This window comes from Sphingobacterium sp. B16(2022) (assembly GCF_012030425.1).
Lineage (GTDB): Bacteria > Bacteroidota > Bacteroidia > Sphingobacteriales > Sphingobacteriaceae > Sphingobacterium > Sphingobacterium anhuiense.
This window is the reverse complement of the sequence record NZ_JAAUVN010000002.1, coordinates 354,591-369,068: the sequence shown is the minus strand read 5'-3', so window position 1 is coordinate 369,068 and position 14,478 is coordinate 354,591. Positions and strand designations below refer to the sequence as shown.

The window sequence follows — 14,478 nt, the reverse complement described above, 5'->3', positions numbered from 1 at the left end:
CTTCTATTCGTACATGGTAAAGATTCGCAATTCATATAAATACAACCACGCTTAATTTGACCTATATCTATGTTTTCTTTGCAAATAGTACTATTATTCGAGAACTAAACTTTAACTAGGATATTGTCAGCTATTCTTAAATAGGTTCTAGAAACAAAATGTATGATTGAACTGTAAAAAATATTATAATAGGAATATAAATAATTCATGTAAATACCAATAAACACAAAGGGCTCCATTACATTGGAGCCCTTTGTGTTTATTGATAAATTAAAATTAAAATTGAACAATCAGCGGTTTATTCGCAGTTACTTTCATTGTTTTTACTTTATTTTTATAACGCACTGTTACCTTTTTAGTCTCTTTAGCATATATGGCAGCATCAATCAACTCTCCATTTTCCCACTTCATATCCACAACCAATCCATTACGTACGCGCAAACCTTTTACTTCTCCAGTTGCCCAAGTCGGTGGCAGTGCTGGCAATAAATGTACCTCATCATTATGACTTTGGATCAACATCTCTGCTATACCTGCAGTTCCGCCAAAGTTACCATCAATCTGAAATGGTGGATGCGTATTAAACAAATTATCCAAAGTTGTTTTAGCTAGGAGCTCCTGCACATTTTTTCCAGCCTCATCCCCATCCAGTAAACGTGCGTAAAAATTGATCATCCAAGCTCGACTCCATCCTGTATAGCTTCCCATACGGTTGCCTTCATTCTCATTATAAAAACGACGACGGGCTATCGTTCTGCGTGCAGCTTCAAAAATTTCAGGGTCATTTGCATTAATTGATTTCCCTGGATACAAACCAAAAAGATGCGAAATATGTCGGTGACCCGGTTCAACCTCTTCATAATCCTCTATCCATTCCTGAATCGTGTTATAGCGTGGACTAATTTTAACCGGAGGTAGTTTTTTCATTGCAGCTTTCAAGCGATCAGAAAAATCAGATTTTTGACCTAAAATTGTTTCTGCTTCCACACATGCTTGAAATAATTCATTGATGATCTGTACATCCATGGTGGCACCATACGTTAACATAAACTGCTTTCCATCAGCCATGCGATATTGATTTTCAGGGGAATTCGAAGGAGCTGTAACCAAATTTCCGTTTTTATCTTCGACAAGATAGTCCAACATAAACTGCGCTGCTTCCTGCATTGACGGGTAAGCCTCTTTCTTCAAGTATTCTTTATCCTTTGTAAACAAATAATGATCCCATTGATGTAGTACCAGCCATGAAGCTGCGATAGGAAAAGTACCCCATCCAACACCATCCGTTATCGCGGTACGTCCGAATAAATCCGTGAGGTGGTTCATTGTCCATCCCGAAGCATTGTATGTTTTCCGGGCGGTGACACGACCGGGTTCACGTAAAGCCGAAATAAAGTTTGAAAAAGGCACGACCGTTTCAGAAAGATTACACACCTCTGCTGGCCAATAATTCATCTGGATATTGATATTGGTATGAAAATCAGAACTCCATGGCGCATTCATATCCTTATTCCAGATACCTTGCAGATTAGCAGGAAGTACACCTGGCGCACGGGATGACCCCATCAATAGATAGCGTCCATATTGAAAATATAGACTAATCAGAGACAAATCCAGTTGACCGTCTTTCACCATTTTTAGACGCTCATTGGTGGGCAACAGAGAGGGGGTACCCATATTAAAAACCACACGGTCAAATAAATTACGATGATCCATTACATGACGTTTCTCAGCCTCGTCAAAGGGTAAATTTTTAACCTTATCGATGATTTCCTGACAACGTAAAAATGGATCGATCGTACGGTCATAATTTAATATCGAGAAATTATAGTCGGTCGCAGCGGTAAAATAGATCAATACCTCATCGGCATCTTTCACAAAAAATGAATTGGCTATCGCCACTAGGCTACCTCCTTTGTTTACGCCTCGCATCAAACCTGCAAACTTCATATGCAATCCTGGTTCACTCGCATCTTTATGTGGCAGATCTGCAATCTGTCCCTGTATGCGCAGTTCCTTTTCACTCTGTGGCATCGCAGTAGCATCCTGCTCCCTACCGTACGATAAACGGAAAGTAAGTTTACCCGGTTTATCTGCCGTCAAGCGGATGACGACCACATTGTCAGGAGCCGATACAAAAACTTCTCTTTTATACTGTACCCCATTCAATTGATAGTGGACAGTTGTAATACCACTTTGAATATCCAATTCACGTCGATAATCAGTAATCTGTTCAGGTTTATACCGTTCGTTCGCAAAATCAATCTGTAATTCTCCAAAAGACTGGTAAGAGCGTATTCTTAACGGGTCGCTTTTTAGGTATTTTTCGGATAGCGCAGCAGCTTTTTCAATTTCACCAGCGATCAATAACGCTTGTATTTCTGGCAATTTTGTAGCAGCATCCGCATTTGCATCTTGTTTGGTACCTGCCCATAAACTTTCCTCATTAAGCTGTATCGTCTCTTTATTATAATCGCCAAATACCATAGCACCCAATCGACCATTTCCGACAGGCAATGCTTCATTCCAGTTTTTAGCAGGTTCTTTATACCATAAAACATGATCCTGATGTTGCGCCCTTACATCCACAACAATCATAAAGAAAAGCAAGAAGGATAGCCATACTTTCACTGATGTAAAATATGGGATTAACTTAGTTGAAAACATATAATTTATTCTAAAGATCAAACAGCACAAACACCTCTAAAATATCCTGTCGATTCGGCCAAACCTGCCAAAGGATCCTCCATATCTTTTTCATGTTCCAAGCTACACTTACCACTATAGTTCACCTTACGCAATGCTTTTATAAATAAAGGAATATGAATGACTCCACGACCAAGCTCACAGGTAGTCCCTTCCGCAGTTGCTGAAGTGACATTTTTGAGGTGTATATCAAATATTCTTTTGTGATATTGTTGTAAATCTTTGATCGCGTCCTGACCATCCCGCGTATCATGTCCCATATCAAAACACATCCCCAGGTTAGCATCTAAATCTTTGATCAGATTATAAATCACCGTAGCATTCGGATACAATTTATCTTCAGGACCATGATTATGAATCGCAAAACGGATACCTGTTTCCTTTGTCTTATTGGATAGATAGGTCAAATCTTCTTTATTCGGAATACCGATGATTAAATTAACTCCTACACGTTTAGCATAATCGAAAGCATCGTCGATTGCTTTTACCGAAGTGGTGTAAATCGGACCTACAGCATAACCCGTAACACCAGATTGCTTTAGCTTTTCATGAAAATTACTAATTTCGGTTGCTGTACTCTTAAAAGGAAGATGAAAATCTTTGATGCATAGGTATTTAATATCCATCCGCTTCATCATACTTAAAGACTCGTCTAACTTAAAATTGACAAAACTATAACCTGCAACTCCCAAATGGAAGCCATCTTCTTTTCCTTTTTTTACTAAAGTAGTTGCCCGTGCCTCCAATTGAAATGTACTGGCTAAGGCTAATCCAGATATTCCCAAAAATCCCTTTTGGAGAAATTCTCTTCTTGCGTTCATAATAATCTCGGTATTACTCGAATGGTTTAATTGATAGTGGTCATACCTGCTGTCGACCTAGCTCTAAAGATATTAATTTAACACTAAATAACCGATAAATCACAATAATTTTACGCTCCAAAAAGGTATAATAGCGTTTCAACGCTTCATACAACAATTGCCTAACATTTGCTTATTTAACTTAATTTCAGTATCTTACATAAATGTGATTAAAAACTGAGATTACGCTACGTCCTCGTTCATTGATAACGACATCTCTCCTTCTATCTTTCTGGCTTTAGGCAGATCGTCTGCACTTAGCGATTCCTGCTCTTCGTAGTGAGCGGCATCAACTATTTTTTCATTTTTATATTCAGTATGAAACAAAACATTATGGTCAGCTATCCGAAGAAGACCTCTACTCCGGTCCATGTTCATTATAGCATTACGCAACAAGGAAATTTTAAAACCATCACCTGTGCAGTACCCAGTATCGAGGAGATTCCAACCTGGCTGGAACTACGCAAATTTGAACTTGTTGCAATGAAATATAACGGTAATTTTGAACTTCTATTTGAACATAGGAAGTATGAAAAAAATATGGATACTGTACTCTTTATGGACAAAGTATTTGAAAGCATCATCGCTGTTTCAAATTAATTTCCGACAGGACTATTACCTTTCGTCTTATATCCTAAAATAAAGTTTTTAAAAGATATCATCCAAAGATTGGATGATATCTTTTTTTACGATTATACTCAAAACAAACATGCCTACCATTTCAAAATGGCAGGCATGTAAGATATAAAGAGCAGTTCGAAATGATTGTAAAAAGTGCTAGTATGTTCTAAATTCACTCACAATTTCTTGACTGGTCAATTTTTTATTATAAACCTTTAGCTCATCTAAAATAGCATTTTTTAAGCTGATCTCGGACAGCGGAAAAACTAAGGTCTGCACTTTCTTATACTTGATTTCTTTACCATTATTCTTATCCTTATAAGGCATCACCACATCAAAAGGTTTCATATCCTTGATCAATTTACCGTTCACATACAATTGTGTACCGATATGATCACCTGTGATGCTTAGCTGACTCCACTCATTTATAGGTAAAGTATAATCAAAATAGTATTGATAACCGTCACGAGCATATCCAAGACCTTTACCATCACTGAAAACTTTTGCATTTTTCGATACAAACAGATCACCAACTAAATTTGTCTCAGGTTTGATCCAGAAAAACACCGTATACTGCTCACCAATTTCAGCAATAGGTAAAATCAATTTACTTGTTTCACCCGTAAACTTAAGACCATTATCTTTTATCCCTTTTTCAAATTGAGTACCCGTGGTGTTAGCTTCTTTCCATTCGTTATCCATTTGATTGCGCGTTTGCGAATCAAAATTCAGGTGAACAATCACAGGATCAAGAGCCGCATAATGACCTCTCATATTTAGACCTGGAGCTTCAATGACTGATTTTTTCTTTTGATTGAAAGTAAATAAACTTGTATGTTGATCTGCTGCTCCCCACATTTTCTCAGCAAGTACCTGTATGGCTGGGAACACACGGTTATGCACATCTTTTTCCGATATCCCATTTCCTGCGATATCATTCCAAACGGCAAACATACCACCATCAACGATCGGATCACCTTTTTCAAAGGTGATATCACCAATCATTCTCGGTTCCCAATTATTATACAGGTGGTCGGTATTGAGGTAGTCGTAATAATAACCCGCAGCCGGTACGATATACAACCAACCATCAGGTGTACTGATCTGTTGGTAACCCAATTTTTTCATCGCGATAGGATCGGCATAACCATTGTACCACATGTTTAATCGTACATCCTTAACCCGAACAGGCGTTGTTCCTTGAGCATGTGTCAAAGCACCCCAGGCACGTACTTTCTTACCATTATCCTGCACCACTTTAATCACGTAATCGGTGAATTTTCTAAATTTCTCAGATTCACTTTTTGCATACTCATCCGTTCCGATATGTATCTCTTCACCAATAAATACCGGATTAGGACCTTGTGTATATTCATCAAAAATATTTTTGACCACCTCATAACTTTTTGGATTATCCAGATCAAGATGATCCATTCCAAACTTACGGCTCCCTACTTCAGGAATAGCATGGCTAATTGCCAATGAATGGGCAGGCACATCGATTTCTGGAATAATAGTCACCCCATAACGAAGCGCCTTTTTCTGTAAGGCAATAAATTCAGCTTTGGTATAGTGTCCATCTTTAGAGGCAAGATTTGGATAGCGTTCATTTTCTAACCGAAAACCTGCATAAGTGCTATCCCAATCGTAGTTAAAATATTTATCGAAGGCGTTATCCGTAAGGTGGATATGGAAATTTGACATCTTGTAATAAGACATCATCTCCACATAATCATTTAAGAAATCGATCGTAAAAAATTTACGTCCAACATCCAGCATAAATCCCCGCACCTCGTATGTAGGATAATCACGAGAGAAACCTTTCGATATGCTCAGTTGTTTTTTATTTTGAGCAAGCAATTGAAGTAATGTTCTCGTTCCGAAAACCTTACCGTTATAATTTGGAGCCTGAATACTGAAAACATCATCAATTTTTAGCGAATACCCTTCATTTCCCAAAGCCTTATCACCTTTAGATCCAATAAAAATATCACCCGCTTTTGGTTCTCCAGTTCGCACAGGCAGATCCAGTCCGATCAACTTTTTGATATCCTCTTTTAAAAGCTGTGCAACTTTTGACGACTCTTCATTTTGTTGTTCCAGCACGATCGTTGACTCAGGACGCAATTGGAATACGCCATCCACACCATACCACTCACGCAAGGAAGGAATTACGAAAGGTTGTTCCCCCACTCCATTATCACCATATACACCTTTGATGACAATATCTTTCATCGGAATTTCACCAAAAGCCCGATCCGATTTACGTACGATCTTATAGAGTACATTAACTTTTTTATCGATCAGAGGTTGCGATATATGACCATTTAGGTCAATCACCACTTTATTATCCGACCCGATCAGAGAGACTTCATATCCTTTTATCTGCGGGACAACCAGCTTGTTATTCTTCAGAGTCGGTTGAGAAAAGAGGGGACTTAATTTTGTAACAGCAAGGCTATCGAGCTGTTCCTGTGCAAAAAGACCTCCAGCAATAAGCTGGAATGCCAATATTGCATAGATTTTTTTCAATTTCATAATGATCTTATGTTCTTTAGATTTGATGTTACTAAAGTGCAAAAATTTATTTAAAAGAGGGTGAATTTCCCTTATTTTAAGTATTTAAAACAAGATAAGTAAAAAGCCCCTCACTTGACGTGAGAGGCTTAATAATCCATTCCCTGTTATTTACTTACCATTAACGGTCCAACCGTAATCAATATAGTCCCATTTGAATTTATCACCGTTGACATCCACTTTTAGGTAACCTTCTTGTGTACCATGAAATGGGCCACCCCACCAGCTCGCACAGATAGCACCTGCAGTGATAAACTGTACACCTTTTACTTTGATTTCCTCATAAAGGTGCTGATGTCCCTGCAAAACTAACTTCAGGTTATGCTGACCAAAAAGATCAAAAACAGCTTTTTGATTACTAAACGTATCTGCATCTGTATACTTTCCTTCCAATACCGGATAGTATAGCGACAAGAACGGAACGTGTGCTACTACAACGATCGGTTGGTTTTTCGGCGTACTTGCCAGCACTCCTTCTAACCAAGCTTTTTGTTCGTCATCGACACAATATTTACCATTACAAATTTGAGCCGAATTGAGCACGATAAAGCGCCATCCTTTATGCTCAAAACTGTAGTAGCTTTTACCGAAGACAGATTCAAACAATCCGGCACCATCCTTACCATCGTAGTGCCAGTAACGATCGTGGTTACCGATGGCGTAGTAATACTTCATTTTAGAAGCATCGATCTGATCCTTGTATTTCTGGAACATACTCTTCGCTTTCGGCAACTGATCTGCTTTGTAAGCGTCGACATCAACATTATCACCACCAGATAGAACAAAATCTACTTTTTTAGACTTTGCGTGTTCCAAAGCTTTCCCTAAAGCGTCAAAACTTTTGGTTTCTTCACTCGTATTCAAGTGCAGATCAGTAAAAAATGCGAAGGAAAATTTTTCCTGAGCTTGCGCTAAAAAACTAAAGACGATCAATCCGATCGTTAAAAAAACTGATTTCATAATATTAATTATTTTGTTTCTGAAACTAGTAAAGTTTCAAGGTCTGTCTCCGAGTATCATTTGACAGTGGCCATAAAACATCATTAGCAGTATTATAGTCTTTTGCCTCAACCTGACGCTCGAGTAGCAAATGACTTTCAAACTCATCGATACGGTTATATGTAATCTCGATATCCTGACCTTTGTACCGCATCAAATCGAAACTGTTCATTTTCCAATCTTTGGCATCCGGAAGAATCATACCCGCTTTTGCATATCCGGCAAAGGCATTCAAATTTGCTTTTTCTGACTTCGTTGGTACCTGAACTTCTCCATTGATACTTACCTGAACGTCGTGAGGCCAACCAATAATCAACAATTCTGCTCTGCCCTTCACATCTATAGGTACCTGCAATTTTGTAGTAATCTGTTGCGCTCCCTTCTCCGTTTTAAACTCCGGCCTGGAAATCGCAGACTTAACCGACGGAACTGCTCCCTCTCTAAATTCCAAAGCCATCGTTGAATAACCCGGAACCTCAATCTCCATCACCTTACCTGATGTAAAGGTTTTCGCATATTGATCATGATAAGGGTAAACCACCTGCGCATGATATTCCTTATTTTTAGCTAGTGAAAAACCTACCGTTTCATTAAAAGGGATGCGAATTGTCTGCGTTTCAGCTGCGGGATTTCTGACAGTCAGCACGCCTTGTTCGCCCTCCCAGCCTATATAACCATACACTGCCCCTTCATCAGGACGACCACCTACATAAAATGTTTTATTGAGTTCATTACGATGTTTCTTAGCCCAATTATCTACCAGACACAAGACCTTCCATTCGTCTTCCGTCATCGAAGCAGCCGAGATATACCACTCTTTCAAAAGGGTACCGCGTCCATAATGCATCAAGGCATAGTCCATCCAATCCTGCAATGTTTCATGTTCCGATGCATCTCCCGTTTTCACGATACCATGTGTCATAATTTTGGAAATCGGCACCAAGGGACGGTCGCCAGCGTTTCCCCACATGCGCGCAAAATAAGCATCGCGGTCGGTAGATTTCATTGCCCATTTGGACAATTCAGGCCAATTTGCATTCATTCCATCATCACCAGCCAGTAACCATAAGTAATCGGAGTAAACCAACCAGTAAGGCGAAAACCAGATCCAGTTGGTAAGATTCTGTATAATATCAGGCTTAACTGCACGAGTTGCCAGTAAAACGTCGATCTGTGCATCCAGATTAGCCTCATGTCCATGCCTATCTGTCCCCGGATGATTGTTACCGGTACTCTTATCCGACAGGTCGTTGAAATCATGTTTATAATAAACCAAATCCAGTTCTTTCGCAATTGCAGGGATCTTTTTCATGACCTCATTTTTATACTTATCGGCACTCAAGCTGTAATAGCGACCATACTGTGAAAAATATTCATTACGCACCGCTTCGGCATAACCTGCTGCTTTCCCCCAATCAATATTATTGGTATAACCCGATATGGATAGCCACAAACCGAAATCAACACCCTCTTTTTTCAATTTATCGCGCAATAATTTAACATCGGCCATACCGTTCGGAAAGTAGCGGGGCGAAGGCTCCCAGATCGATTTTCTGTCCTGCCATCCATCATCGGCCACCATAGCGTCCATTTTCACGCCATAGGGTTCAATTGCTTTTTTAAAGCTTTTATAAACGTTGAGCAGTCCGTCACCGCTTAGGTCTTTGGCGGCTGCATCAAACCAGTTATTATAATGTAAAAATGAACTCGGTGCCTTCCACATCGTCGATAGATAGTCCATAAAAGATTGTTGGATAGAAAGGTCATCTTTTACAACCCCAGTAGCTGCTATTTTACTGTCTATGTTAAAGCCACCCGTCGTATTTTGTTTCGCAAAACCCGGAAAATGCATTAAGCGCATGGCACCTTTTTTTGTCTCCGGTTCGATATCCCGGCCTTCCAGATCGATGAAACTGTAATTACCAACTTTTTCAAAATGACGCGCATCTGCTGCAGGTAAATTACCATCGGTATGTCTACTATGCCCCGCAGGATATTCAAGACCAAAAAACCACGCATTATCAATAAACACAGGCTCTCCGCGTCCACCTCCGCTAGCATTCTTCTGCATATACATACGCTCTACCTCCAGACGGTCTACCGTTACTTTTCGGGCATACGATAATTGCAACTTCTTTCTAGAAAAACGTTCGCCGGCCACCACAAAATAAGTGATCTTCAATTCTAGTGGAATTTCTAAAATTTGCTTAAACTTATCTTTCGGACGATAACTGATCTCCACAAAAGAGGTATCTCCTTTGTTGAATTCTTTAGGTTTATTTACGGCTATAAACGCATCAATGCTATAGCCTTTCGTAGTTTCCATAGGTAGAATATGGATTTCATCACTCGTTACTTTCAGTTTTCTTTTGTGATCCATATCCATAAAAGAAGTTGTCCTCCATACCTGCCCGTCATAGGTCAATGTGCGCTGTATTTTATCATTCTTCAGGACCACTTGCTGTGCGAAACTATTGCCACCGAGCAGCAATAGTCCACATACAAATGGTAACCTCAGGAAGGCATCTTTTTTCAGTATATTCATATTATTCGTTATCTAGGTTTTGGTATTTCTTCTTTCAGATACAGCTAAGCAAACAGCATATTTCAAATAAAAGAGAATACAACAAATAAAAGACGACTCAGGAAAACTTAACCCTAGTCAATCTCAAAAATATTATTCAACAGGATCGGTCTGAATCAAAACATCCCAGGCAGATCTAAAATTTCAAATATGCTCCATCTTACAGCCATTGGATACATCGAAAGCGAAAGTAAGTCCTAAAATTTGACATAACGATAAATGAACGTAAATGATCGCAAATGAGTGTCTTCATCATCAACTGCGATCATCATAACAAGCCGACCATAAACAAGTGGCATCGACACGCGTTTGACACATGCTCGCATACACTAGGAGACTTGTTCGAGATTACTTTGGTTAATTATCGGCAATTGTTCGACAGGGCTTCGGCAGTTTCCCGAAGCCCTGTCGAACAGCAGTCGAAGCGCACCCGAACAAGTCACGAGCAAGTCCCGAACAGCTCTCGAACAACAGTCGAACAGCTCTCGAACAAATGAGCTTTAAAATTGACTCCAAATGATATAATCGCTCGTAACGAGTCTATCATTGCAGATCATTACCGCTCACGGAAACATCAGATCCTTCCCCGTCGTCTTCCTTCTTCCAGTTGCTGTAACAAATCCTCTTTGTAAAAGTAATGCCGTTTTCCTTTACGCCTCGGCACCAACTCCCCCAGTCTCACCCAACGATAGTAAAAAGTTAACCTAATATTTATAATAACCCGTTATGCATTTTAAATAGTGCTAATTTTTAAATTATTGATATTTCTGTTGAATATATTTTTGTTGATGTAATGAATGACAGTCATCGCGGTAATCTTTGTTAAAATCCTGGTCTTGAACCCTTCAATATTCTTTCGTAATTTGCTAGTAGGTTGTTCATTCTAAATCGTTTTGTCGTAAAAACAGTTTACTGATTATCAGAGTAATGAACAACTTATTTATAGCCCTAAATCATAATGCACAACGGGTTTCTTTAATTTATTAAATCTGTTTCAAAGGTCGTAACTCCAGTTTACATTCACCCTGGAATAATGACACATGATACCGCTCAAACCTTTATATTGCCCAGGTGCATACTGTCTGTATTACCACCACCATAGCTCTCTACAAAAAAGATAAACACTTCATACGTCACTTCCTTTTTATGTTTCGGGATTTTAACATTTTGTTTGCAAGATATTAAACTGTCTTTCGAGTCGTTCATCAAAAGTGGATATTCAGCCCCATTATCTTCTGCATTATACAGGATTAAGAAGGAATCGTAAGACCTGGTGTTAAACTTCTTCTCCAGATAGACATCATATTCCCAGGTAACCCGAATCACTTGATTTTCTTGATCGAAATCCATCGTGTAGGAAGTGATGGGATTCGGGCTTCCTTTGGCAATCATAAATTTCTGCCAGTCAACTACAAAACCGTCTTCTTTCTGAATAAGTGCCTGGTTCAAATTATAAGACATCGCCACATCATATGCCCGCTTAGGATAGCTGTATGCATTATAACCAATATTGATAATGGGATTTAACATACTAATATGCGACCTCACAATTTTGAAGCGTGTTCTACTGAGCAGCTGCTCAGGTGTAGGTGCCCGTTTTTTAACACGAGGGAGAGAACGCACATAATTTCCTGTTTTCGTTAAGACAAACACAACAGAACCTGCTTTCCCGGAAACAGTCCCATTAACGCCATTTTTGATGATTGCCATAATTACCTGATTAGTTTATAGATAATTAAGATAAACATTAAAACGAACACATCCTAATACCAGATTTTAATTAATAGCAATTTTTAATCAATTTTTATACAGTAATCAGTCAATATTGATACAGTCTACACTGAGTGATCACTGAGCAAGTACTGAACAAACACTGAACAAATAATGTTAAAAGTTATAATTTGGTAATCATCTGATCTTCGTTTGCTGCACCTAAAATTAAAGAGAGGAACCTCCGGTTGTGTAACAAAAATATTCTGGCTGAAACTCATTGCACTTAGCAAAACTGATGAAATGGAAGAAATAGGCATGAGCCTGCTTTGTTACGATGTCTATTTCCATGGTTTTCCAGTTTATGTTCATTAAATTCCGGATGAAATCTTTTCGATACCGATAGGACAAAAACTCAGGCTGATCTCCTCAAGATCGCTCAGCGAAGGGCGCCTGCGCTGCATGGGTAATTGCCGCTCTGTTGATATTTCTCTTAAAACTCCCAATATTCTTTCGTAATTTGCTAATAGGTTGTTCATTCTAAATCGTTCTGTCGTAAAAACAGTTTACTGATTATCAGAGCAATGAACAACTTATTTATCTTATTTATAGCCCTAAATCATAATGCACAACGGGTTATAATAGTTATTTTTTAATTACCTTCAAAGGCACCTTATTTTTCATAGTTACTATTGTCTAATTATTCCACATCAGTTCGAATGATTCACAGTTCTGATTCATAATCAGCCAGGAAAATACCTGACACAATCATGAACATATACAATAATCCGTTCCTGTGGATTTAATTACCTCAGGATCTTTCTGAAACAGATACTGAATATTTTGGAATAGAAGTGTTTACATTTATTACAGAGCAATTGACAGAAGTTTTTGAATTAAGACTTGGTTGAGAAGAGTAGAACAGATCATTAGGACAGATATAGTTTTTAAAGTAAAAAAAAAAGCTCCAGTTGGAGCTTTTTGTATTTGCGAAATTCTACTTAAAGTTTTTTTAACTTTTAAAATTTTTCTAGACCGCTGGCTCCTAAAGCCATATAGAGATTAATTCTTTCCATGCGCTGTTGGAGATCGAGATCTATGTTGTTCATTTCTTTCTTTATCAGTTCTCTTTGTTTTTTTATCAGAACAAAACTGTTACTACTACCGATTTGTATCTGTTTTTTTGTTAAAGCGATATTCTTCTCTAACGCAGTAATAAGTTGTTGCTGAAAAACTTTTTGCTTATCGATAGAACTTAAATTTGCTAATGCAGATTCTACTTCAGAGAAAGCCAAAAGCACCGATTTTGAATAATCTTCTATTACCTGCTGCTGTTGAGAGGTTTTTATTTCTACATTTTTCTTGAGTCTTCCTCCATTAAAAATGGGAGTTGTCAACCCACCTCCAACTTTTATCAGGGGATTAGAAAATAAATTGCTGATGCCTCCAACATTGGTTTCTGCAGCTCCGAAAGCAGCACTTATATTAAGGGAAGGCAATCTCGCAGCTTTGGCTTCCTGAACTTCATAGAAGCTAGATTCGATTTGAAACAGCTGCGCCATAATATCGGATCTCTTTTCCAATAGACTTAATGGAAAATCTGTTGGGATATCGTGTTTTAAAGTAAAAAAATCTGAATTTACTTTTATCAAACCTTCTGGGTATTTTCCGCAAAGCATTTCTAAACTCCTTCTTGACTGCGAATTGGCATTTTTAACCTTTTCCAGATAAGAATTCAAAAGAATAATTTCGCTTTCGATATTTGATAAGTCAAGCGTATTGGCGGTTCCTACTTTATTTTGAACGGTAAATATCTTCTTCAGATCTTGGGTTTTCGAAATATAATCACTGATCTTCTGCTCCTGATACTGCCCTGAGATATTCAGGTAGTAGGCTTTAGCGATCATAGCAGCGACTGATTGTTCTAGCAGTTTTTTCTTAAATACTGCTGAATAATATTGGCTTACACTTACCATTTCTGCTGATTTATTTTTTCCCCAAAGATCAAGCTCCCAATTGGCTTTAAATTGCAGATTACCGATATGGCTCCCACTAACGAGGTTGTTGCTGGTATTTGCTAATGCATTAACACTAGGATAAAGGCTGCTGCCTGCAATATCCATGGATAACTCAACCTGGTTCAGTTTTTCTTTAGAAATGATGATATCAACATTATGTGCTAATCCTTCTTTGATCATTGCCTCCAATTCAGGACTGAGCAGTTCACTCATCCACTGGTAAGGAAAATCAGGTTGATCTTGCTGTTTTTCCTGAATCCATTTATCGGAAATCTTCATATTTGCCTTTATCTCGCTGTTATTTTTTAACCGTTCTATTTTTTCGGGGCTGGCCGCTTTGTAACCGATACAGGATGTCAAACCTAATAAGAGCGCACTTGCTATACTTATCTTATTGAACATA

The 14,478-nt window shown here is 38.5% G+C and carries 9 protein-coding genes and 1 pseudogene; 1 reads left to right on the top strand and 9 read right to left on the bottom strand.

What is annotated here, in order from left to right:
* Window positions 1-276: 276 nt before the first annotated feature.
* Both HCX49_RS11990 and HCX49_RS11985 read right to left on the bottom strand, forming a co-directional pair.
* Complete coding sequence (locus HCX49_RS11990; protein WP_168127174.1) at window positions 277-2,667, bottom strand: glycosyl hydrolase family 95 catalytic domain-containing protein; 2,391 nt, start codon at window positions 2,665-2,667, stop codon at window positions 277-279.
* A gap of 17 nt (window positions 2,668-2,684) precedes the next feature.
* Window positions 2,685-3,527, bottom strand: coding sequence for a sugar phosphate isomerase/epimerase family protein (locus HCX49_RS11985; RefSeq protein ID WP_168127173.1), 843 nt, complete (start codon window positions 3,525-3,527; stop codon window positions 2,685-2,687).
* A 357-nt stretch (window positions 3,528-3,884) separates the two neighbouring features.
* On the opposite strand from HCX49_RS11985, the gene HCX49_RS11980 reads away from it, so the two are divergent.
* Entirely contained in the window at window positions 3,885-4,166 is a 282-nt protein-coding gene (locus HCX49_RS11980) for a hypothetical protein (protein ID WP_132845133.1), read from the top strand.
* 177 nt (window positions 4,167-4,343) lie between these two features.
* On the opposite strand, the gene HCX49_RS11975 is transcribed toward HCX49_RS11980, so the two are convergent.
* The 7 genes and pseudogenes from HCX49_RS11975 to HCX49_RS11945 all read right to left on the bottom strand — a co-directional run bounded on the left by HCX49_RS11975 (window position 4,344) and on the right by HCX49_RS11945 (window position 14,477).
* A complete protein-coding gene (locus tag HCX49_RS11975; protein ID WP_168127172.1) occupies window positions 4,344-6,725 on the bottom strand; it encodes a family 20 glycosylhydrolase in 2,382 nt (793 codons plus the stop codon).
* A 150-nt stretch (window positions 6,726-6,875) separates the two neighbouring features.
* Entirely contained in the window at window positions 6,876-7,724 is an 849-nt protein-coding gene (locus HCX49_RS11970; RefSeq protein WP_168127171.1) for a metallophosphoesterase family protein, read from the bottom strand.
* Between the two features lie 25 nt (window positions 7,725-7,749).
* Window positions 7,750-10,308: a hypothetical protein gene (locus HCX49_RS11965; RefSeq protein WP_168127170.1), complete on the bottom strand. Its 2,559-nt coding sequence runs from the start codon at window positions 10,306-10,308 to the stop codon at window positions 7,750-7,752.
* 772 nt (window positions 10,309-11,080) lie between these two features.
* A pseudogene (locus HCX49_RS11960) lies at window positions 11,081-11,203 on the bottom strand (IS982 family transposase); the annotation flags it as partial.
* A 194-nt stretch (window positions 11,204-11,397) separates the two neighbouring features.
* Window positions 11,398-12,057 (bottom strand): DUF6266 family protein, encoded by a 660-nt coding sequence (locus HCX49_RS11955; protein WP_168127169.1) that lies wholly within the window; start codon window positions 12,055-12,057, stop codon window positions 11,398-11,400.
* A 371-nt stretch (window positions 12,058-12,428) separates the two neighbouring features.
* Window positions 12,429-12,596, bottom strand: a complete 168-nt coding sequence (locus HCX49_RS11950) for a hypothetical protein (protein ID WP_168127168.1) — start codon at window positions 12,594-12,596, stop codon at window positions 12,429-12,431.
* 480 nt (window positions 12,597-13,076) lie between these two features.
* Window positions 13,077-14,477, bottom strand: a complete 1,401-nt coding sequence (locus HCX49_RS11945) for a TolC family protein (RefSeq protein WP_168127167.1) — start codon at window positions 14,475-14,477, stop codon at window positions 13,077-13,079.
* Window position 14,478 lies beyond the last annotated feature (1 nt).